The organism is Bacillus sp. ME78 (genome assembly GCF_903970865.1).
GTDB classification, from domain to species: domain Bacteria; phylum Bacillota; class Bacilli; order Bacillales; family Bacillaceae_G; genus Bacillus_A; species Bacillus_A cereus.
In genome coordinates this window covers 19198-42859 of sequence record NZ_CAJCKK010000023.1, presented here as the reverse complement: position 1 = coordinate 42859, position 23662 = coordinate 19198, and the positions used below count along the sequence as shown (strand labels likewise).

The following is a 23662-nucleotide window of genomic DNA, read 5'->3' as shown; positions in this document are numbered from 1 at the left end:
GGGGAGAACCATGAAAATTTTAATACTAGGTGGTACACGATTTTTGGGAAGAGCTGTTGTAGAAGAGGCTTTGAACAGAGGGCATGAAGTTACATTATTTAACCGCGGAACAAACAAAGAAATTTTTCCTGAAGTGGAGCAGCTTATCGGTGACAGAAATGGTGATGTATCAAGTTTAGAAAATCGAAAATGGGACGCGGTAGTCGACACGTGTGGATTTTCTCCACATCACATTAGAAATGTCGGAGAAGTCTTACAAAATAATATAAAGCATTATATATTCATCTCAAGTCTCTCCGTATATAAAGATTGGATTCCGCATGATATTAAAGAAGATTATATATTACAACCCGAACTTACGGGTGATCAAATAAAGGCTGTAGAGAATGGTGAAGTTTCACCTTATGAGTATTATGGTGCACTGAAAGTATTATGTGAAAAAGAAGCAGAGAAGTATTGGCCGGGGCGTGTATTACACGTAAGAGCAGGACTTCTTTCAGGAATGTTCGATTATACAGATCGACTTCCATACTGGATCGGGCGTGTAGCAAAGGGTGGGAAAGTATTAGTACCAGGAAGAAAAATTCGTCCCGTGCAATTAGTTGATATAAAAGATGTCGCGAGATGGGGGCTAAATATGGCAGAACATAATAAAGCAGGAACATTTAATATAACAGGTCCGAATGATGAATTGACGATGGAAGAGCTATTAAATACGTGTAAAAAGGTTACGAATAGCGATGCTGAATTTGTTTGGGTAGACGAATCATTTATGAGTGAACATAATGTGCAGCCTTGGACAGAAATGCCTTTGTGGATTCCAGAAACTTTCCCATTAGATGGTGAGACGAAGCCGTGGAGAGGCGGGTTTTCTATTTGTATCGAAAGTGCGGTTAATGAAGGGCTTACTTTTAGAAGAATAGAAGAGACAGTTACAGATGTGTATGAGTGGATGGAGAGTACGGAAGAATGGGAATTAAAAGCAGGTATTTCAGGGGAAAGAGAAAAGGTGTTATTGGATAAGTGGTATGAAAGAAAGAGAGTTTAAATAAGAATCTTGTGAAAAAAGGACTCTGTTTATTGAATAAACAGAGTCCTAATATAAATCTACCACTCAATTGGTTCTTCTCCGTACATCTCCCATAGCTTAGGAAACATCTTTTTTAAACCTTCCTCATCGTCTTCATCCCAATCTAACTCGATATCAACTTCCTCAAACTCTTCATTTGTTAAGACGTGGTATAGTGTAAAGTATGTATCATCTTCATCCCCAGTCTTCTCCATGTAAACTTCTTGCCCGAAATATAGAGTAAGTTCTTCAATCTCTGGGACGTCATACTCACTCAAGTTTTCTAATACAGGAATTAATCGTTCTGGATTTTCAATACAAGCTTCGTATGTCTCTTTTCCTTGATATAATAACCATCCGCGGAAGTAATCGAAAGTATCATCTGAACAGCCACCCATAATAATATAGGCTGCTGCCCATAAACGGGAGGTATAGGAGTCTTTCAAAAGGCGATGCATATGCGTATCAAAAGCTACAATTTCATGTACTGTACGTTTAGCAAGGTGAGAAGTAAGCCATTCTATTTGTTCTTCTTGGTCCTCACCTTTCGTTTTTGCACGATGAAGTAGTTCCCAAAATTCTTCTTCGGTTATCGTTTTTTCTTTTATGTAACCTTCCCCAGGCAACGGGTCTGTATATCCTTTTTTACGTTTGGAAGCAACTAGTTTATTAGCTTCTTTCATACATTCTTCTTCTGTTTCAAACTCTTTCGCTTTCACACTGCCAGCTGTGCCAATTTTTCCGTAAAACACAACATAGTCTTTTTCTTTCACAACGATTTTCCAAAACTTATTTGATTTCTCAGTTTGCTGGATTAATAACGTTTCCATCCGTACCCCCATAATGTTTTCTAGTGTGCAATATGATTGTAACATATGTATATACACTTGTAATGATGAAAAATAATAGTTTAGAAAATTCGAAAATCATTGAATGAAGTGAATAAATTTAGTAACCTTATTTGTACAGTAATTACATAATTGTTTTGTAATAATTCGATATTTATATGAGGGGGCATTACGGATGGATCTTACGTTTAAAGTTGAGGAAACATGTTTTAATTACCGCGTTGGAGCAATTTGTAAACAGGATAATAAAATACTTATTCTTCAAAACAAAGGGGAAGATTATTGGTATGTACCAGGCGGAAGAGTGAAAATGCTAGAAAATAGTGAAGCTGCGTTAAAACGAGAACTTGCAGAAGAACTAGCTGTTCCTATGAAAGAGAAGAGATTAATATGGACAGTAGAAAATTTCTTTACACTTTCTGAGCGAAAGTTTCATGAGATTAGTTTTTATTATGAAGTAGAGCTACATGAATTACCTGCGAATGGAGCGGATCAATATATTTTGGAAGAAGAGGGTAGAACGTATTTGTTTAAGTGGGTGCCGGTAGAAGAGTTAGATGCATATAACTTACAGCCTGCATTTATAAAAGAGAAAGTAAAGGATATAGCAGTTCATACAGAACATATCGTTTTACAAAATTAAATGTATTCGGAGGGGAAAAGGGTGAAGGGGACTAAAAAAGAAATACATATAGATGATAAAGTAATTCGTTACACACATATCGAAAAAGGTTCTAGTAGGATTTGCTTTATGTTCTCAGGTTCAGGATACAATTACGATAAACCGTTATTTTATTATGCAACGATGTTAATGCTTGAACATAAAATAGATGTTATACATATTCATTATTCCTTTGATGGACAATTAATGAATAAACCAATGGAAGAAGTAACGAAAGTAATGATGGATGATATTCATCCTATAATGAAAGAAGTATTAAAAGATGAGCAATACAACGAGACTTTGTTTTTAGGGAAATCACTCGGAACAATTCCGATTGCAAATGATTTAATGAGGAGAGACGATTTTTTACAGTCAAAAATGATAGTACTTACACCTTTACTAACTTTTGAATCTATTTTTGATTCTATTTTACATAGTAGTCACGAAGGGCTTTTAGTTATTGGGGATAAAGATCACCATTATAATGCAAATCAAATTGATCAGTTATATAAAACGAATTTAACGATCGACGTTGTCAAAAATGCAAATCATTCTGTAAATGTTGGGGAATATGAAACAGAGAATTCAATTGAAGCGATAGCAAATATAATAGAAAAGCTTAAAGAAGTTGTTAGGAAAAAATAACTTATCAATACATGCAAAAAGAGGTGCGAATTGCACCTCTTTTACTTTTAATAAGCCTTCAACACATGAAGCAAATAATCTTTTCGGTTCAGCGGATTATAATCAACACGTTTTCGAGTAGGGAAGGGAGCCATAAGCTTTGTGAAACCAGCTGGCTTCGTTGTAAATATGCCTTCTCCTTCTGTAAATGAATGTAGTATTCGTTTGAAACTCTCTGTTTTCGCAACAGGTAATGATCCTGTTAACTGATAAGAATTGTAATGGAATATAGGCTCTGCAAAAGTTGCTGGAACGGCAGCGAGTTTATACATTGCAGTACTAATTGCGTGCTCCGGTACAGTTAATTCAAACTCATTTACTGGTTCATATACATATGTTTCAGCTTGCTTTAAAGCATCCATTAATACGATCGGTGTCAAATTTCTAAAGTCACTTGCTGTTGTAACAGGACTAGCATAACCAGTATGTGTTAACGTGACGATAATATCTGTAACTTCCCATCCATATAATCCTTGTTTTAACGTTTGAAATACCGTATCTTCAATCGCTTTATGGAATGCTAAAGGTAGTGATCCGAGTTCAACCCCTAAGTGATATGTTACGCCAGAGTTAAGTTCACCACGTTCAACTTTGAATCCGACTGTTGCGTAAAATGGATTCTCTTTTTCACCCATTACTTCAACAGAATTGCCTAAGCCAATTGGTTTCTCGATACATACAACTCGCGTATTTGAAAAAGTAACTTGCAAATTATATTTCTCATAAAGTGTTGTTTCAATTACTTCTTTTTGTACCTCACCGAAAAGGCGAATGTATAGTTCATTATGAACATCATCTTTCCACACTTTAATAAGTGGATCTTCTTCACATAGCTCCATAAGTGCAGCGTATAAATCATGAATTCTTTCTTTTGATACTGCATCAATGGAAGCTTCCATTTGTGGTTCGGCAAAGTGAATATCTTTTATATAATCCGTACGTTCACCAATAATATCACCAATTTTTATATCATTCAGTCCCCACACTTTGCAAAATTCTCCGCTAGGAACGATAGTAGATTGAACAGCATTTCCGCTATGAAACATACACATTTTTTTAATCTTTTCTTTATGTGGTAGAGACTCATCGCGCTGTATATCAACATATTTTCTAACATGTAAGCTACCTGAAAAAACTCTTATATAAGCAACCTTTTCTCCAGAAGGTTCACGTTCAATTTTAAAAACAACACCGGATAATGGTTCCTCTTGTGCCGATGTAAGAGCCGGCATTAGGGCCGGAAGTTTGTCAAGTAGTTCTGTTACTCCTATACCTGTCATTGCTGAACCGAAAAAGATTGGATACACACTTGCTTGCTGTATTTGCTGTTCTAGTTTTTCTCTTAATAGTGCGTCCGGTATTATTTCGTTATTTACATATGACTCAAGTAATGATTCATTAAATGGTGCTAACAGTTCCATACAATCGTCATATGATTTATATTCAATGATCCGGGCTTCTTTCGCTCCTTCGTTTAGAACAGAGTAGAAGGGGAATGCTTCATTTGAAAGAACCTCTTTTATTTGTTTCATAACTTTTTCAGTGTTTGCTCCACTACGATCAATTTTATTAACGAATAAAATTGTCGGTATGTTTAGTTTCTGTAATGTTCGCATTAAAATTTTTGTTTGTGCTTGCACACCTTCAACGGCAGAGATAACTAAAATCGCACCGTCTAGAACGCGGAATGATCGCTCCACTTCAGCGATAAAATCAGCGTGTCCAGGTGTATCAATGACATTTATTTTTACATCATCAATAAAGAAAGAAACGACAGATGCTTTAATCGTAATTCCGCGTTGTCTTTCTAATTCCATTGAGTCAGTTTGTGTATTACCACTATCTACTCGGCCAATTTCTTTAATCACATTCGTTTCATAAAGAATACGCTCAGTCAAACTCGTCTTGCCAGCGTCTACGTGCGCGACAATCCCTATATTTATTGTTGTCATATATCAATATCCTCATTTCATTTTCCATTTTCATTTCCTCATTTCTATTTGTGTATTGCCGCATTATCAATCACTCTCCAGTTCTTTAAATTAGTATTATTATAGTGCAATTAACATTATTTGTAACGCTACAAAGCGCCTTAATTTGGAAAAAATAAAATGAAAACAAAATGCTTGCATTCTAAATCGATATAGATTATATTAATTGACATATCAACTATTGATACATCAAATGTTTTCATTTTGATTGTAAAGGAGGGGTAATTTGACAAGTTCATGCTCAAAAGAAGCGATTATTTTATATAAATTACACTTTCTAAATAAAGAAGTAAGTTCGAAATTTGAAGGGTGTACGGGTATGAGCCAGTCTCGATTAGAGCTTATACTTCAGTTATATGAAGTAGGTGAAATTAGTCAAAAAGCACTTCAGCAAGAAGTGAATATTGATAATGCTGCGATAACGAGGCATTTAAAGCAGCTTGAGGCCAATGAGATGATTGTAAGACGTAAAAATCCAGATGATAACAGAATTACGTTAGTTTCTCTTACTGAAGAGGGACGAAATAAAATTCAAGCGTTTCAAGAGGAAAAAGAACGTTTTGCAGCATCTGCATTTAAAGGATTAAGTGAAGAAGAACGCGACAATCTTTTAAATATGTTAAACCACATTCAAGAAAATATAAAAGAATTATAAAAAAGGGAGAATACAACTATGACTAACTCAGTAAAAACAAATGATTTTAACGAAATTTTAACAGGACGTCGTTCAATTCGTAAGTACGACCCTTCAGTGAAAATTAGCAAAGAAGAAATGACAGAAATTCTTACAGAAGCAACACTTGCACCATCTTCAGTAAACATGCAACCATGGAGATTCCTTGTGATTGAAAGTGACGAAGCAAAAGCAACACTTGCACCACTTGCGAAATTCAATCAATCTCAAGTAGAAACATCTTCAGCAATGATCGCTGTATTCGGTGACTTAAACAACTTTGATAACGCAGAAGAAATTTATGGTACAGCAGTAGAGCGCGGACTTATGCCAGCTGAAGTAAAAGAAGATCAAATGAAAAAACTTTCAGGTTACTTTTCAATGGTTACACCAGAAGTAATGAAAGACACTGTATTAATTGACGGTGGTCTTGTAGCGATGCAATTTATGTTAGCAGCACGTGCTCACGGCTATGACACTTGTCCAATTGGTGGTTTTGAGAAAGATCAAATCGCAGAAGCTTTCGGACTAGATAAAGACCGTCACGTACCAGTTATGTTAATTTCAATCGGAAAAGCTGCTGACAGTGGTTACCAATCAGTACGTCTTCCAATTGAAAAAGTTGCAGAGTGGAAGTAATCTAATTAGGTCATAGAAATATATGGAATATGAAAGGGGAAACACCATGATTATTATTCACGCAATATTTCAAGTAGACCCAGCAAAACAACAATCATTTTTAGAAGAAATTCAGCCACTCATTCATGGTTCAAGAGAAGAAAGTGGAAATGTATCTTATGACTTATATAAAGATACAGAAAAAGAAAGTGTTTATACGATGGTAGAAGTATGGAAAGATGAAGCAGCAGTTGCGAGTCATAATACGAGTGAACACTTTACATCTTTCGTTAGTAAAGCAGCACAATTTTTAACTGCTCCGCTTGATATAAAGGCTTATAATGGAGAGTTAGTAAAATAAGAAGGTAGAAAAAGATGACTTTAGCGTGTGGCTGAGGTCATCTTTTTTTATTTCAATTTAAGGTTGAAATGGTTATATTAGTTAATTTTGTTACAATTTTTTAATCAACATTATTATTCTTCTTCATGTATGTAATCACCTTTAAATAAGTGAAGTAAATTAAGTTTAAATTAATTTGTTTTACTTATACTTAATTTTGTGTTAATGTATATTTAATTTTTTAATGTATTTATCCTTGTTTTATTAAAATAGAAAGAAAAAGAAATGTATTAGAGTTAAAAGTTACACGGTCAGTATGTAAATAATAACTTATAATTTATTTTTAAATTTTTTAAGGGTGTGAACTATAATGAAATTGGTATTAAAAAGCATACTTATTTCCTTTGTTTTTTCAGCAGTAGGTATGTGTTGGTTGCTGTTCTTATTATTTCAAGGGGACGGTGATTGGTTATTATCTTGGATAGGCGTATTAATGTCATATTTATCTTTATATACTTTAATAGATTTATACTGTAAAAATACATACGATAAAAAATTAAATAAATGGCTTATAAAAACAGCGGTGACTAGCTTTAGTTTTGCAGTATTAGGAATCTCATTTTGCATCATACATGAGCTATTAACACCATGGAGTCTTAGTTTAATGGTGTGGTATTGGTTGCTAATGTTAGTATTATTTTTAACGACTATAATATCATTAATCAGTTTAGTATTTGTTAATCGTAAAAATCACAATTTCACCGTTGGATATAGAATGCTCATACTTCTAAATGTATTTCTTACATTAGGACCAGTATTATGGCCGTTATTACTTTCTATTATTGGAAATGGTATGAATGCTAGTGCAGGCTGGTAAAAAGAAATTTAGATTAGTTGTGTAAAGAATAGGATGAAAAGCTGATATAGAATTTTAAATGTTTATGAGAACATGTTTACATAAAAAGTGAAAACATGTTCTCTTTTTATTTGCATGCATAACTCTTCCTTAGTTTAACCTAATTAAATTTAAACGTAAGTATTTCGTAAGGAATGGATAAGAAAAAAGAGAGGTTTATCGTATAGGATGAAAGTATAGCTTGAATCAATACGATATTAATAGAGGAGAGAAAGCCTTATGAAAACACGTAATCAAATTAAGTTGGCAAGTTTAGCAGTTTTATTAGCGGGTACTACTCTATTTACACCTGGTTTTACTGTGAAAGCAGAGTCTACTCAAAATATTTCTAATTCGTCACAAGAACCTAATCAAAAGAATCGGAATGGATGGAAACAAGTAATGCAGGAAACAATACAAATTGGGGCACCAGGGGTATTAGCTAAGACGTCTAATAAAGGGAAAGTTAATAGTTATACTGCTGGCGTGGCGGATTTAATTACAAAGAAACCGGTGAAATCGGATTTTCGCTTTCGGATTGGTAGTGTGACGAAAACTTTTACCGCCACGACTGTTCTTCAATTAGTAGGAGAAAATCGCGTACAACTTGACGATCCAATTGAAAAGTGGTTGCCGGGTCTCGTGCAAGGAAATGGGTATGATGGAAATCAAATTACGATACGACAACTTTTGAATCATACGAGTGGTATCGCTGAATATTTAAAGTCAAAAGACGCTGACGTAATGAATTCGAAAAAAACGTATACAGCAGAAGAAATAGTGAAAATAGGCCTTTCTCTGCCTCCAGATTTCTCGCCGGGCAAAGACTGGTTGTATTCAAACACAGGATATGTAATATTGGGAATGCTTATTGAAAAAATAACTGGTAATAGTTATGCGGAAGAAATTGAAAAGCGAATTATTGAACCTCTGGACTTGCCAAATACGTTTTTACCAGGAAATTCACCCGTCATCCCAGGAAAGAATCATGCTCGTGGATATGTGAAAATGGAAGGAACAGGCGAGTTGAAAGACATTACGTATTATAATCCGAGTTTAGCTAATGCAGCTGGAGATATGATTTCTAATGCGGATGATTTAAACAAATTCTTTTCATCTTTACTCGGTGGTAAGTTACTGAAGGAACGCGAGCTAAAAGAAATGCTTACTACAGTTCCTGTAGAAGGAAAAGGGGTTGGGGATGGATATGGTCTTGGAATCTATGAGACTAAACTTCCAAATGGTGTCTCAGTATGGGGGCACGGAGGATCAATTCCTGGGTTTATGACTTTTGCTGGTGGAGTAATTGGAGGCAAGCATACATTTGCTGTCAATGTTAATTCTTTAGGTCCGGTTGATATTCTTACACAGTTTGATAAAATGATGCAAGTTGAATTTAATAAATAGATGAAGAAAAAGCGAATAGGTTTCTGCAATAGCTGTAAATAAAAGAGATGCTTTTTAAATTTCACAAATAAGGACAGTATTAACATTCATAATATGGTATTAAGTATATGTAGAACATAAATATGATACAAGTGTATTTCAAAGTGCAATTCAATCTTATAGTTTAGTTTAAAAAGGATGTCAGTTGTATGACATCCTTTTTGTTGTGGGACAAAGAGGTGTTGTTTGTTTTGAAAATTGTTATTTTTGAGAGTATTCCATATAATGAGAGGTATAGGGGCTATACAGGGGAGTTATGAATGGATAATACTTTAGTTTGTTAATTATTTTGTTTTAATAAAAAAGTAAATTGATTTGGAGTGAAATACATTGGGACAAAATCAGTTTAGATGGAGTAACAAGCAATTACGAGAACATGTAGAAATAATAGACGGTACAAGAAGTCCACACAAATTATTAAAGAATGCAACATACTTAAATTCCTATATATGTGAATGGATGCAAGCAAATATTTGGATTTATGATGACCGTATTATATATGTAGGAGAAAAGTTGCCAGAGCAACTATATAAATGTGAAGTCATTGATTGTGATGGAAAGTATGTCGTTCCCAGTTACATAGAACCGCATGCACATCCATATCAGTTGTATAACCCAGAGACGCTAGCAAATCATGCGATGCAATTTGGGACAACGACTTTTATTAATGATAATTTAACTCTATTTTTCACATTAAAACGTGAAGAATCATTTCGTTTAGTAGAGGAATTTAAAAAGATTCCAGCTACTATGTATTGGTGGTGCCGTTTTGATGGACAGACTGAATTGCAAAACGGGGAATCTTTGTTTAATAGTAAAGAAATAATAGAATGGCTGAAACAAGAAGCTGTTCTTCAAGGTGGGGAGTTAACAGCATGGCCAAAATTATTACATGGTGATGATGAAATGTTAACTTGGGTGCAGGAAACGAAGCGATTGCAGAAGAAAGTAGAAGGCCATTTTCCGGGTGCATCTGAAACGACTTTAGCGAAGTTAAAACTGTTAGGTACAGATTGTGATCATGAAGCGATGACAGGGCAGGAAGCTTTCACTCGTCTTATGCAAGGTTACACCGTTTCTCTTAGAAATTCTTCCATTAGACCGGATTTAGAAGTTTTATTAAAAGAATTGTTGGAATTAGGCGTGAAACAGTTTGATAGATTTATACTTACTACAGACGGCTCACATCCTTCGTTTTATGAAAATGGAATGACAAACGTAATGATTTCTACCGCGATAAAACAAGGAGTGCCAGTAATAGATGCATACCATATGGCAAGTTATAATATTGCTCGCTATTATAATATGGAACATGTACATGGTTCGATTGCGACAGGTAGAATTGCTAATATCAATATTTTAGAAAGTAAAGAAAACCCAGTACCAATTAGTGTCCTTGCAAAGGGGAAATGGGTGAAGCGTGACGGTGTAAATACGCATGAAGCATTACATATAGACTGGAGTAAATATAAAGTAACTCCATTATCATTAGATTGGTCAATAGAAAAAGAGGATATGATTTTCTCTAATAAAACGGGGATACACTTATTAAATAACGTTATTACAAAACCATATACTAGTGAAATCAATATAGACTGTGATGAATTATCCACAGATCATGATGAATGCTTCCTCATGATGATTGCTCGTGATGGTACTTGGCGAGTAAATACAGTTGTAAAAGGTTTTGCGAAAGAATTAGGTGGTCTTGCTAGTTCTTATTCCGGCACAGGTGATATGATTCTCATTGGAAAAAGTAAAGAAGATATGCTTACAGCTTTTCGTAGAGTAAAAGAGCTCGGTGGTGGAATGGTCGTAGCAGAAAACAATGAAGTGTTACACGAAATAGCATTACCATTGCTCGGGATTATGTCTAATTTAAAAATGAGTGAATTAATACAGGAAGAGAAACAGATGGTGAAATTACTACAAGAGCGTGGCTACGCGTATGATGATCCAGCATTTACAATTTTATTCCTTTCTGCGACGCACTTGCCTTTTATACGAGTAACACCTATAGGATTATATGATGTGAAAAGTAGTAAGGTACTGGCTTCGCCGGTGAATTTAATAAAGCAATATTAAAAGGAAAGGCCCTATAATAGTCTAAATTATAGGGCCTTTTACATTATTAGCATAAGAATATTGTAAGCCTCAAATGATATAGTATCTAAATCATTTGAGGTGATATGTAAATATGAAAAAAACATTTTACATTTTAAGCATATTTATTCTGTGTGTATCGATACAACACGTTGTACATTCCCAATCAGATGCACCAAGGTTATCTTCGGATTGTCTCGAAGAAAGAAAAGTTCGAGATGAAAAGTATGTGAAGAATATAATACAGGACATTAAATACACATTTAATTTAAATATTGATGAACATAGTTTTTGGGAAGTAAGTAAAAGAGATCTGGAGGCTGCCCATTTGATGTATGGTGGAAAGGAAAATGATTCTTATTATAATTCGCTAACTAAAATTTATGATAGTGGTGGATTTAGCGAACAGCCCAGCTTATTTGTGAGGGCGCAAGAAGCATTTTTACTTTATAAAGAAAAAGATAATATCAATGTAATGAAACGCCTAAAACTAGACGTTGAAAAAGGGGAATGGCTCGTTATAAAAACGAAAAAGAAGAAAGGGAAAAAAGTGAAATTCAAGCCGTTGCAATGTGAAAAAGATTATTTGAAAAAGAGAAAAGAATAACAAAATACGTATTCATGCTGTTTTTATTCAACGATATTTTGCTGTTGATTTGAAATAGAAAAAGGTAAACGAACATATTAGCTTTATGGAATATGTTTGTTTACCTTTTTTTGAGAGATTTAAAAATTGGGGATGTTTTTAGTTGGAAATTATGTACTGGCTAATGAACTTATAACATTCAATGAATTTGTTCTTCATAAACATTAGATTTTGTGTCAAATGATTTATACATTGCCGAACCACCTATGTATATTTTATTCTACAGTATTTATAAAAGAATATTGGCCATGCATAAGAAATATGATTGGCACAGTTTTTGCTTGTATTAAATGTAAGGAAGGGAGATTGTATGTAAGGAATCTGTACTCGTAATAGTATAAAACAAGCTACTATTGCATTATTAATCATAGTTGTATTTATAGCGGAACTGTAAATACATACAAATAAATAGATTTTCGGTTTAAAAATTCTGAATTTTCTTTTAAATTATTAGGGGGCAATGGTATGGTTAAATATTCGAAAATTTCTAAGTGGATTCTTGGTGTTGGACTAGTGACAATAACATGTAATGGTTTGCAAATTCAAGCAGAGACAAAAGAGAAAAATGTGAAGAATGTATTACAAATGGAGCCGGTAGGAATACAGAAATCTGTTGATGAATTGGCGCACCCTTCAAAAGTACAAGAAAATGCATCTTTTACAAAACGGTTAAAATTAGCGGATTTATCGCAGCGTCCACTAGCACCAAACGATAATATTAAACCGTTAGCTGAAGAAAAAAAGTATTCAATGGCTGAGTTAAATCAATTAAATAATAAACAATTAACTGATCTTCTTGTGACAATTAAATGGTATCAAATTCCAGAATTATTTCAGTTTAATAGTGATAGTCTTAAATTCTATCAAGATGATAGTCGAATGCAAGCAATTATTAATAAACTAGCAGAACAAGGACAAGCTTATACGAAAGATGATTCAAAAGGGATTGAAACATTAGTAGAAGCTCTACGTGCAGCATTTTATTTAGGTTTTTACCATGATGAATTAAGCAAACTAAATGAGCGTAGCTACCATGATAAATGTTTACCAACTTTAAAAACAATTGCAAAAAATCCAAATTTCAAACTTGGTACATCAGAACAAAATAAAGTAATTGCATCATATGGAAAATTAATTGGAAATGCATCAGCAGATGTTGAAACGGTTTTATATGCAGGTGAAATTTTTAAACAATATAATGATAATCTTGCAACTTTCATTGAAGATCGAACAAAAGGAGACGCTATATATGAGTTGATGAAGGGAATTGACTTTGATATTCAGACGGATATGTACACGACTGGAAAAGAGCCAAAAGATACGATGTGGTTTCGAAATATTGATAACTTTATTAATGAAGTAAATCGTTTTGCACTACTTGGTACAGTAACAAATAAAAACGGATGGTTAATTAATAATGGGATTTACTATGCTGGACGATTGGGCAAGCTTCATAGCACGCCGACAAAAGGACAACAAGTTGTTACAGATGCAATGCGAATTTATCCATATTTAGGAGAGCAATACTTTGTTGCGGCAGAACAAATTACTACAAATTATGGAGGAATAGATGCGAACGGAAAAACTGTAAATTTAGATCAAATTCGAGAAGAGGGTAAAAAGAAATATTTACCGAAAACGTATACGTTTGATGATGGAGCAATTGTCTTTAAAGCTGGGGATAAAGTTAGCGAAGAGAAAATTAAACGTCTATACTGGGCGGCAAAAGAAGTGCGTTCTCAATTTTATCGTACAGTTGGTAGCGATAAACCACTTGAAAGTGGACATGCTGATGATGTGTTAACGATGGTTATTTATAATAGCCCAGATGAGTATCAATTTAATCGTCAACTGTACGGATATGAAACGAATAATGGTGGGATTTATATTGAAGGGACAGGGACTTTCTTTACATATGAACGTACACCAGAGCAAAGTATTTATAGTTTGGAAGAATTATTCCGCCATGAATTTACGCACTACTTACAGGGAAGGTACGAAGTTCAGGGATTATGGGGACAAGGAGAAATGTATCAAAATGAACGTTTAACATGGTTTGAAGAAGGAAACGCAGAGTTCTTTGCAGGTGCAACGCGATTAGATAGTGTAGTACCGCGAAAAAGTATAATTGGTGGGTTATCTAATGATCCTGCAAAACGTTATACAGCATCACAAACATTAAATGCGAAATATGGAACGTGGGATTTTTATAATTATTCGTTTGCGCTGCAATCATATATGTATAATAAGCGCCCTGAAATGTTCGATAAAGTGCATGATTTGATTCGCGCAAATGATGTTTCAAGTTACGATGCATACCGTGCTACATTAAGCAAAGATAATAAGTTAAATGAAGAATATCAATCTTATATGCAAATGCTTATTGATAATCGCGATAAGTATACAATCCCACAAGTATCAGATGAGTATTTAACTCAGCATGATCCAAAATCGCTTTCGGACATTATTTTAGATATTACGAATGAAGCGAAATTAAAAGATGTGAAAGTAACAAAGAATAAATCACAATTCTTTAATACATTTACACTACAGGGGACATATACAGGAAGTGCGGCTAAAGGAGAAGTTGAGGACTGGAAAGTGATGAATGAAGCAACAAATGATATGTTGAAACGTCTTTCAGGAAAAGAGTGGACTGGATATAAAACATTGACTGCTTATTTTGTAAATTACCGTGTAAATAATGCTGGGCAATATGAATATGATGTTGTGTTTAGCGGAGTGAATACGGAAGAAGGTACGGCAGTAGAAAAAGAACCAAATAATTCATTTGAAACAGCAAACCCACTATCTTTGAATATTTTGTTAAGAGGAACCTTGAGCGATCAAGATCAGGGGGATAAATTTGTTATTGATGTAAAGGATCAAAAAGATTTACAAATTTCTGTTACGAACGAACAAAATCTTGGACTGAACTGGGTATTATATTCTGAATCAGATCTAAATAATTATGTAGCTTATGCAACAAAACGTGATGGAAACAAATTGCTTGGAAATTATAATGCAAAGCCAGGGAAATATTACTTAAGTGTATATAAGTATGGTGGTGGAACAGGGAATTATACGGTACAAGTAAAATAGTTTACCGTAATTTGTTTTTAAAGGAAACTTATTTAATTTTTAGCAAAATAAAGTATGTAATGTTAAAAATTAAACTATTTCAATATATCCCTGTTCTAATTATAGAAAAGGGATATATTGGCTTTATATTTTTTAAATTAAATAATCTCATTGGATTTTGACAAGAAAATAATTAATATAGATTTGAATTCTCATTCGTAAAGAATGCTTTAATCTTCTTAATGCTCTTTCATTTTTGTCTCAATGCTTGTTTTCAAATCAGTTGATACTTGATTGAAATACCCCAAAACGATCTCTCTAATATCATCGGATATAACTTTTAAATCACTAGCTAAGTTCTCAGCGAGATGTTCTTTTTCTATCGGTTTTAACTTCGTATAAAATTCACCAGCCTGCGTAAAGTCATTCTGTTTTGTTATAGAAGTTCTTTCAAGTTTACCTTCAACGTACCTTCCGTCACCGCTTGTAATTTGATTAGCGGGTGTCCAATCTTGCTGTTGGTTAATCGTTAATTTGCGAAATTCGGGACCAATTCTTCTTCTTTGTGAATCACTGTAAATGTTAGCGCGCCCTTGCAGCATTTTATCATCTGATAGTTCTGCACCATCCAGTAAATTAGAAGGGGAGAATGCGACTTTCTCTACTTGTTCCATAAAATTTTCAGGATTTTTATTTAATACCATTTTCCCGACTGGTATGAGAGGATACGTCTGTTCATCCCATACTTTTGTGTCATCTAAAGGATCATAAGATAGGTGAGCGTCATCTTTCGGATCCATGAGCTGGACGTATAAACCATACTCCACTGGTTTACCATTTTCAATAGCATCATATAAATCTTTCCCGCTATAATCAGGATTTTCAGCAGCTAGTTTAATTGCTTCTTTATTAGTAATGTACTGTACACCTTCAAATGGGTACCAATGATACTTTACATACTTTCGATTACCTTCCGCATTTCTCCATACATATGTATTAACACTATGTCCTGGAATGTGGCGAAGACTTTTGGCCGTACCATTATTAGAGTATAAACGGACAACAAAATGAATAGATTCAGGTGCTTTAGCGACAAAATTCCAAAATCTATTAGGGTCTATTAAGTTATTTTTAGGTGAAGGCAATAATGCTTGAATCGTTTCAGGGAAACGCATTGGGTCACGAACAGAAAAAACAGGAATGTGATTACATAAAAGGTCAAAAATTCCTTCTTTTGTATAAAATTTTGTAGAAAAACCGCGTACATTTCTAGCAGTATCCGGTGTTCCTTTCGTACTAACAGCTAACGAAAAACGCACCATAACAGGAACTTTCTCATTAGAATTTTGTAAAAAACTTAATTTAGTATTTTCAGACATCGAATATATCGTTTGAAAATAACCGAACGCACCAAATCCTTTTACATGAACAGGTCTTTCTAAAATTTTTTCATGAATAAATTCTTGTAATGACTCATGCAGTACACTATCTTGCTCTAGTACGGGTCCACGTGAACCAACTGTTTGAGAGTGAAGTTTAGCTTGTTCATTACGTTCGTCATTTTCATTAAAGTCTTTCCCTAGTATAGATTGCCCCTGTTTATCATAGTTTTCATCCATCGATATAGCCTCCAAATCTTTTTTGTCCATTGTTACTAAATATGATTCTATAGCCTTAATTATGTATGACACGCACAGTTCAAAGCAGTAACATACCGCTAGATGAAAAAAACACATATGTAGTGGACCTGTTGAAATAGAAGAAATTATGGAAAAATGAATATCGGGAAGAGAAAGCACACGTTTTACTAAAAATGTGGAAGAAAACCACTATTAAAATTTCAATCTTAAAACTTTATTTATAAACGATTATATAGAGAATGAACGTTAAAAAAGGGAAAATAACTAGGAGGAATTTAACATGTCGGATTGGTTTCAATTAGATAAAGAATATATGATGTCTACATATTGTCGTACAGAGGTTGCAATGGAAAGAGGAGAAGGGTGTAAACTGTATGATGTAGATGGTAAAGAGTATTTAGATTTATTTTCTGGCGTAGGAGTAAATGTATTAGGATACAATCATCCTAAAATTGTACAAATGACAATGGAGCAAGTTGCGAAATCGTTGCATTTACCGTTTCATTTTTTAAACCCAGTTGCAATTGAGTATGCAAAAAAATTAGTAGATTGTACTTTAAAAAGCGGAAAAGTCTTTTTTACAAACTCTGGTACGGAAGCGACAGAAACAACGTTGAAATTAATTGATAAATATAGAGCTAATAAGGGTGAAGAACGTGAAGGAATTGTAGTACTGAAGAATAGTTTCCACGGGCGTACGTTAGGAGCACTTCATTTTACGAGACAGGAAAAGGTATATCAAAATTTCCCTAAAACATCTATTCCTGTATATGAAGTAGAGCGCGAGAATATAGACCAATTAGAAGAAACCATTATTAAAGAAAATCCAATTGCAATTATGCTAGAGCCTGTTTTAGGTAGCGGGGGGATTTATCCTTTATCAAATGAATATTTACATGGTGTTCAAAATTTATGTGAAAAATATAATGTACTTCTTGTCGTTGATGAAGTTCAAAGTGGTATGGGTCGAACGGGAAAATTATTTGCTTATCAAAATTTTAATATCACACCGGACATTATTCAAATTGGTAAAGGAGCAGGAGGCGGGATACCGCTAGGAGGAATTATTGTAGGTGAAAGGTTATGTGATGTATTTTCACCAGGAGATCACGGGACAACATTTGCTCATTCATCAATGGGAACAGCTTTAGGTTTAACTGTATTAAATACATTACTTGATGATGGGTTAATGCAAGAAGCTTATGAAACGTCACTATATTTGAATGACAAACTGCAAGATATTCAGAAAGAAAATGCTTATTATATTCAGGAAGTACGTCATGCGGGGATGATGTTTGGGATAAGTGTGAATGACACGAAAGAAAATGTGAAGAAATTACAGATTGAGTTAATGAATAAAGGGATGTTAGTCGATGTAACACAAGGGAATATTATTCGATTACTTCCGCCGTATATTATTACGAAAGAGGAAATTGACGCATTCACTTATGAGTTTATTTCCTGTATTCATAACATAGCTGCTACAGCAAGTATTTAAAAAAATATAAAAAAATATAAAAAGCTGAAGAAGCCGCTATTTTAGCGGCTTCTTCAGCTTTTTAAAATAGTAAATTACTTAACCTAGAGAGCATCTCATTGGACAAATAATTAATTATGTGAAACAATAATAACAGATAAGGAGACGTTAATTTTCCTTAAGTGCTTCGAATTAATTTTATTCAATAAGAGAAGGTGTGCTTAAAGAAGTTAAATTAAAAAGGAGCTGTTTTATTATATGCAACAAAATAATGATTTAAATTTTGAACCTCAAGACGTTAATATTGTCAATCCTAAACAAGCCAGGAAAGCAGTAATTGCTACTGGTATAGGGAACGCAATGGAGTGGTTTGACTTCGGATTATACGCGTATTTAGCGGTTATCTTAAGTCAATTATTCTTCTCAGGTGTTGATAATAGTGGATTGCAACTTGTACTTACATTCGGTACATTTGCAGCAGCCTTTCTCGTTCGACCAATCGGAGGTGTATTCTTTGGTAGAATAGGAGATAAGTACGGCCGAAAAATCGTGTTAAGTACTACTATTATTTTAATGGCACTTTCTACATTATTCATCGCATTACTACCAACCTATGAACAAATTGGTGTATGGGCACCAATACTACTTTTAGTTGCCCGAATGATTCAAGGCTTCTCTACAGGCGGCGAATATTCAGGAGCAATGGTTTATATCGCAGAATCTTCTCCAGATAAAAAGCGTGGTATACTCGGTAGTGGTCTTGAAATTGGAACACTCTCAGGTTACATTGCTGCATCGGTAATTGTTACCATTTTGACGTTATTGTTAACAGATGAGCAAATGCTCAGCTGGGGATGGCGTATTCCGTTCTTAGTAGCTGCACCAATTGGTTTGGTCGGTTTATACTTACGCCGTCATCTAGATGAATCTCCAATCTTTGAAGAGATGGAAAAAGCACAAGAGGAATCTGAAGACAATGAACAATTTTCATTTATGGATATTATTAAATATCACAAAAAAGACTTCTTATTAAGCACAGTAATTGTCGCCTTCTTTAATATTACGAATTATATGATTCTTTCGTATATTCCTTCTTATCTAACTCAAGTACTTAAAGTCAAAGAAACAACGGGCTTATTAATTATTTCTATTACGATGGCACTTATGATTCCACTAGCACTATATTTCGGTAAATTAAGTGATAAAATTGGTAATAAACGCGTCGTGCAAATTGGTTTACTTGGTTTAACTGTATTTGCAATTCCAGCATTTTTACTAATAGGTAACGGACATATTGCAGCTATATTTGCAGGTATTTTCGTACTAGGTTTCTTCTTAAGTGTATATGAAGGAACATTACCTTCATTATTACCATCACTCTTTTTCACTGATGTACGTTATCGAGCACTTTCGATCTCATTTAATATTTCTGTATCGATATTCGGTGGAACAACACCGCTTGTATGTTCATACTTAGTTCATGCAACTGGTAACCCGCTTGCGCCAGCATTTTATTTGACGGGTGTAAGTATTATTGGATTAGTTGTATTTAGTGTATTATTTGTTACGACTTCAGGGCGTGCGCTAAAAGGTTCATATCCTACAGTAGAAACGAAAAAAGAAGCACACCTAATCGCTAAAGAAGACCCTGAAGAAACACTTTGGTGGCATGAAGAGTCATTAGAAATTGAAGCAGGGAAGAATGCTTCCATTTAAAAAGCAACGTAGAAGTATAAAAAGACTCCTATGAATATAGGAGTCTTTTTGTTACGTTATTTCTTTCGTTTCTTCAAACTTTTCTGATAGGCATAAAGCTTATGAATCTCTTCCTTAAATTCATGCAGAAGTACAATGCTTTTACCATTTGAATAACGCACCGTATTATAAGCATCTATAATAATATTACTTTGAATATTTACATCTTCTTCATCATTTATTCTTTCTAGCCAAGCCTCAACAGTTTCTCCCCGTTTTCTATTTAAAGGAGGGGTTAACTTACTCTCTAGCTTGAAAATTTCCTTCCGAATTTCGTTATGCGGCGGTTTATTTCGTTTAAAACGATTTTGGTTCGTTCCTTCTTTATTAGTAATGATAGTAGATTCGAAGGCAGGCATATTTGGTAAACTGAATTGTTTTCGTTTTTTTACTATTTTCCAAACGACGTAAATAGCGATAGCTGTACATGCTATTATGGTAATGCTATTTATGAGTGTGGGGTCAAAATCAGGAAGTTTTTCCCCATTGTCTTCAATTTTAGGTTTTAAGAGATGCCCTTTACTTGCCCAAACCCCTTCAGTATCTTTCAATTCAGCTGCTATGAGAAATGGATTTATAACATAACCGACTCCTAACGCGACTACTTCTGTGATAAAGCTAAAAATAAGACGAATAAAAGGAAAAACTAAAACAAGTACTATACTCATTACACCAATCGTAATGATAGAAATGAAACGTAATAACTGTTGATTCCGATTTGCCCCAGTTAACCAAAATGTAATCATAATGTGTATAACTAATAGTAACAGCTTCCACAAAGGTGGAAAGGGCGCATAAAATATGGCTGAAATACTAAACCAAACAATACCGCCTAACGATTTTTGAACTGGATATCCTGGTCCGACTACATGTACGATAAAGAAGAAAAGCGGTAACATAATTGTGCCGAATAGAGAGAATGGGAGAAGGAAAGAACAACCAATTATTTGAGTAATGAACAGTATGACAAATCCGGTTGTTTTTTTATTCATAAATTTATGAATAAGAAATACGCCTATATAGCCTGTTGCTAAAAATATGGCAATAGCAACAAGGTCATCCCTTTCTGTTAATAATGAAAGGAGGAGAAGCAAAATAAAGTCATTAACGTGATAGAGCCAAGTTTTCAACCGATTCCACCATCCCTTCGCTATTAATGAGGAACGTTGGCTGCGAGAGAAGAGGGAGTTCATTTTTCTGTAAACCAATGTATATCATTGTAGACGAACGTTCTCTCTTTCTCGTTACATAATGAAGGAATCCTTGTTTCGGAAGTAACGTACTATCATCTGAAATACGTGCTAATTCTTCTAAAGCTTTTGCATATTGTGTTTGCCCTTCATGTAACGATAAATGTAATGCACCACCTTCTGCTAATACACTAATAAATAATTCAAACGGTATGTGATGCTTCGTTGCATATTGGCAAATGTATGTTGCGAATGAAATTAAATCTTCAACATTATCTTTCCAACCAAATCCACGATCGGCAGCTAAAGAAAGACAAATCGTCCAACTATAATTTTTTACAGGTTCAAATTGCTTCGCTTGTAATTCTTGCATTTTAGCAGATGCCTTCCAATGAATAGAGCGGAAAGACTCACGCTCATATCGCTTTACACCGATAATAGATGTTTCATCATTGTAAAAAGAAAAATTAGTTCGATAAGAACCAGTTAGAAGTTGCTGAAGTTCTTGCAAACCTGCTACTTCTTTAGGAGAAGGATACACAATAATTTCAGTTTTTAACTTATCGAAAACAGGTAAGTGTACATTTAATAAATGAAAAGGATCTTTTAAAACGCATTCGAACTGTTCAATTTGAAACACACCACGTTTCGTTGCGGTTAATGTTAAATCCCATTTTTGCGCCGAATGTGCAGGTTGTGAAAATGGAAAAGAGAATAACGTTTTTGATATTCGTTCAATTCCTTGATCTTTATGCTGTATAAGAGACGAATCTAAATGAAAATAACAAACACCATTAACGAGAGGGATATGTGCACCGTTTTTCAAATGAATAAAAAACTTTCCAGATTCATCAGGGAAAAGCCGAGTTGTTTGTCTCTCGTTTATAACTTCAAATTTTTTCTCTATGTAAGCGACATATTTATAAATGAAAATCGCAAATAAATAATAGGAGAAAAAGAGAAACATTATAATTCGTTGCGGCATAAAAAACGTAAATAGTATAGCGCCTGGCACAGTTAGTTGAATAATATGGAGTTGAAAAAATAAAGGTACAGTTACAACACGCTGTCCATTCATACTTGCTCAATCTCCACAGGTACGTCAACTTCTTTTAAAATACTTTGCATTATATCATTTTTAGTCGTACGCAGGGCACCTTCCATTGATAAGACAATACGGTGATTCCAAACGGAAGGAGTTAAAAATTGTATATCTTCAGGGGTGCAATATTCTCTCCCGCGTAAGAAGGCTAATGCTTGAACTGCGCGCACTAAAGAAAGTGTGGCACGTGGGCTTACACCGTTAGCGATGTAATCGTGATTTCGAGTAGCTTGTGCAAGTTTAATTATGTAATGTTCTAACGGTTCTGATATGAAAATTTCTTTTATTCGTTTCTGTGATTCTAATATATCTTCTAAAGAGATAACAGGTGTGACACGTTCTAGCGGTATATCGTTACGAAAACGTCGCATCATTTGTAACTCATCTTCAGGAGTTGGATAACCGATTGAAATCGTCATTAAAAAGCGATCAAGCTGTGCATCTGGAAGAGGGAAAGTCCCTTGTGATTCAATTGGGTTTTGTGTTGCAATAACAAAGAACGGTTTTGGGAGAGGAGTAGACTGTTTTTCAAGCGTCACTTGTCGCTCTTCCATCGCTTCTAACAAACTAGATTGTGTTCTCGGCATTGCACGGTTAATTTCATCTGCTAGCAAAATGTTTGTCATAACGGGTCCAATTCTTAACTCAAATTCACTTGTTTTTGGGTTAAAGTATTCAATACCTGTTACATCACTTGGAAGTACATCAGGGGTAAATTGAACACGAGAAAAACTACCGCCAATACTTTTTGAAATGGTTTTCGCCAGTAACGTTTTTCCAGTACCAGGCACGTCTTCGAGTAGTACATGTCCATCAGCAAGCAGTGAAACAAGCAGTAGATCAATAACATTTTCTTTACCAACAAACACAGATCCTATGTTTTCTTTCAATTTATTTATCATATGTACCATTCCTTTCAGTATAAAAGAGCTAATATTTCTATATTTTAACAAATTATTCAGAAAATTAGTATAATTTTTTAATTCAAAGAAATAGATATTTAATTATTAAATTAATCTTGTATATTTTGGAATATGAATATACAATATCGGTATACGATGTATCGTTAGTCGATATATCATAAGGCGATGTATCGGAGGTAGTTATAATGAATGCGAAGGCGCAAAAATATATTCCGTTAACTGAGGCGGCATACTACATATTATTGTCACTTGTAAAGCCAATGCATGGTTATGGAATTATGCAAATGGTAGAAGAGATGACAAATGGAGAAGTAAAACTCGGTCCTGGTACGTTATACGGGAATACGACGAAATTACTTAAAGAAAAATTAATTGTTGAAGTTGCCTCTACAGATAGAAAGAAGTGCTATGAGTTAACGCCGTTTGGGAGAGAAGTGTTAGAGCTCGAGTATAACAGGTTACAGAGATCTGTAAGGAATGGGAATAGTATATTAGGGGAGTGAATGAAAGATGGAGA

20 protein-coding genes are annotated in these 23662 nt (G+C 34.3%); 14 read left to right on the top strand and 6 right to left on the bottom strand.

The window, feature by feature from the left end:
• Positions 1-10: 10 nt before the first annotated feature.
• Entirely contained in the window at positions 11-1048 is a 1038-nt protein-coding gene (locus H6481_RS21160; protein ID WP_071732012.1) for an SDR family oxidoreductase, read from the top strand.
• Between the two features lie 59 nt (positions 1049-1107).
• On the opposite strand, the gene H6481_RS21155 is transcribed toward H6481_RS21160, so the two are convergent.
• Complete coding sequence (locus H6481_RS21155; RefSeq protein ID WP_182813132.1) at positions 1108-1899, bottom strand: DUF4240 domain-containing protein; 792 nt, start codon at positions 1897-1899, stop codon at positions 1108-1110.
• A 193-nt stretch (positions 1900-2092) separates the two neighbouring features.
• On the opposite strand from H6481_RS21155, the gene H6481_RS21150 reads away from it, so the two are divergent.
• Both H6481_RS21150 and H6481_RS21145 read left to right on the top strand, forming a co-directional pair.
• Positions 2093-2560, top strand: a complete 468-nt coding sequence (locus tag H6481_RS21150) for an NUDIX hydrolase (protein ID WP_053564126.1) — start codon at positions 2093-2095, stop codon at positions 2558-2560.
• On the top strand, positions 2561-3226 hold the full coding sequence (locus H6481_RS21145) for an alpha/beta hydrolase (protein WP_141528437.1): 666 nt from the start codon (positions 2561-2563) through the stop codon (positions 3224-3226). It abuts the gene before it with no gap.
• Between the two features lie 47 nt (positions 3227-3273).
• Here H6481_RS21145 and H6481_RS21140 read toward each other — a convergent pair whose 3' ends face one another.
• Positions 3274-5217, bottom strand: coding sequence for a TetM/TetW/TetO/TetS family tetracycline resistance ribosomal protection protein (locus H6481_RS21140; RefSeq protein ID WP_000207806.1), 1944 nt, complete (start codon positions 5215-5217; stop codon positions 3274-3276).
• A 265-nt stretch (positions 5218-5482) separates the two neighbouring features.
• On the opposite strand from H6481_RS21140, the gene H6481_RS21135 reads away from it, so the two are divergent.
• From H6481_RS21135 to colA, 8 genes are all read left to right on the top strand, one after another.
• Positions 5483-5911 (top strand): MarR family transcriptional regulator, encoded by a 429-nt coding sequence (locus H6481_RS21135; protein WP_000204172.1) that lies wholly within the window; start codon positions 5483-5485, stop codon positions 5909-5911.
• A gap of 18 nt (positions 5912-5929) precedes the next feature.
• The gene (locus tag H6481_RS21130; protein ID WP_095690641.1) at positions 5930-6568 is read left to right on the top strand and encodes a nitroreductase family protein; all 639 of its coding nucleotides are present in this window, start codon (positions 5930-5932) and stop codon (positions 6566-6568) included.
• Positions 6569-6614: 46 nt separating this feature from the next.
• Positions 6615-6908 (top strand): putative quinol monooxygenase, encoded by a 294-nt coding sequence (locus tag H6481_RS21125; protein ID WP_000583815.1) that lies wholly within the window; start codon positions 6615-6617, stop codon positions 6906-6908.
• Positions 6909-7257: 349 nt separating this feature from the next.
• Entirely contained in the window at positions 7258-7764 is a 507-nt protein-coding gene (locus tag H6481_RS21120) for a DUF3902 family protein (protein WP_182813130.1), read from the top strand.
• Between the two features lie 258 nt (positions 7765-8022).
• A complete protein-coding gene (locus H6481_RS21115) occupies positions 8023-9189 on the top strand; it encodes a serine hydrolase domain-containing protein (protein WP_098127223.1) in 1167 nt (388 codons plus the stop codon).
• Positions 9190-9558: 369 nt separating this feature from the next.
• Positions 9559-11313, top strand: coding sequence for an adenine deaminase C-terminal domain-containing protein (locus H6481_RS21110; RefSeq protein WP_182813128.1), 1755 nt, complete (start codon positions 9559-9561; stop codon positions 11311-11313).
• Positions 11314-11425: 112 nt separating this feature from the next.
• On the top strand, positions 11426-11938 hold the full coding sequence (locus H6481_RS21105) for a hypothetical protein (protein ID WP_182813126.1): 513 nt from the start codon (positions 11426-11428) through the stop codon (positions 11936-11938).
• A 504-nt stretch (positions 11939-12442) separates the two neighbouring features.
• A complete protein-coding gene (gene colA, locus H6481_RS21100) occupies positions 12443-15079 on the top strand; it encodes a collagenase ColA (protein ID WP_182813124.1) in 2637 nt (878 codons plus the stop codon).
• A 218-nt stretch (positions 15080-15297) separates the two neighbouring features.
• On the opposite strand, the gene H6481_RS21095 is transcribed toward colA, so the two are convergent.
• Positions 15298-16677 carry a catalase gene (locus tag H6481_RS21095; protein WP_182813122.1) on the bottom strand — a complete coding sequence of 460 codons (1380 nt, stop codon included), beginning with the start codon at positions 16675-16677 and terminating at the stop codon, positions 15298-15300.
• A 301-nt stretch (positions 16678-16978) separates the two neighbouring features.
• On the opposite strand from H6481_RS21095, the gene H6481_RS21090 reads away from it, so the two are divergent.
• Positions 16979-18196 carry an aminotransferase class III-fold pyridoxal phosphate-dependent enzyme gene (locus tag H6481_RS21090; protein WP_182813120.1) on the top strand — a complete coding sequence of 406 codons (1218 nt, stop codon included), beginning with the start codon at positions 16979-16981 and terminating at the stop codon, positions 18194-18196.
• Positions 18197-18433: 237 nt separating this feature from the next.
• Positions 18434-19891 carry an MFS transporter gene (locus tag H6481_RS21085; protein ID WP_001186932.1) on the top strand — a complete coding sequence of 486 codons (1458 nt, stop codon included), beginning with the start codon at positions 18434-18436 and terminating at the stop codon, positions 19889-19891.
• Between the two features lie 56 nt (positions 19892-19947).
• Here H6481_RS21085 and H6481_RS21080 read toward each other — a convergent pair whose 3' ends face one another.
• From H6481_RS21080 to H6481_RS21070, 3 genes are read right to left on the bottom strand one after another with little or no spacing between them, the layout of a single operon-like run.
• Positions 19948-21060 carry a DUF4018 domain-containing protein gene (locus H6481_RS21080; RefSeq protein WP_182813118.1) on the bottom strand — a complete coding sequence of 371 codons (1113 nt, stop codon included), beginning with the start codon at positions 21058-21060 and terminating at the stop codon, positions 19948-19950.
• Positions 21035-22198, bottom strand: a complete 1164-nt coding sequence (locus H6481_RS21075; protein ID WP_089171324.1) for a DUF58 domain-containing protein — start codon at positions 22196-22198, stop codon at positions 21035-21037. The genes H6481_RS21080 and H6481_RS21075 overlap by 26 nt, the downstream gene beginning before the upstream one ends.
• Positions 22195-23124 carry a MoxR family ATPase gene (locus H6481_RS21070; RefSeq protein WP_069355829.1) on the bottom strand — a complete coding sequence of 310 codons (930 nt, stop codon included), beginning with the start codon at positions 23122-23124 and terminating at the stop codon, positions 22195-22197. The genes H6481_RS21075 and H6481_RS21070 overlap by 4 nt, the downstream gene beginning before the upstream one ends.
• 206 nt (positions 23125-23330) lie before the next feature.
• Between H6481_RS21070 and H6481_RS21065 the strand changes: the two genes are divergently transcribed.
• Positions 23331-23648, top strand: coding sequence for a PadR family transcriptional regulator (locus H6481_RS21065; RefSeq protein ID WP_182813116.1), 318 nt, complete (start codon positions 23331-23333; stop codon positions 23646-23648).
• Positions 23649-23662: the final 14 nt, after the last annotated feature.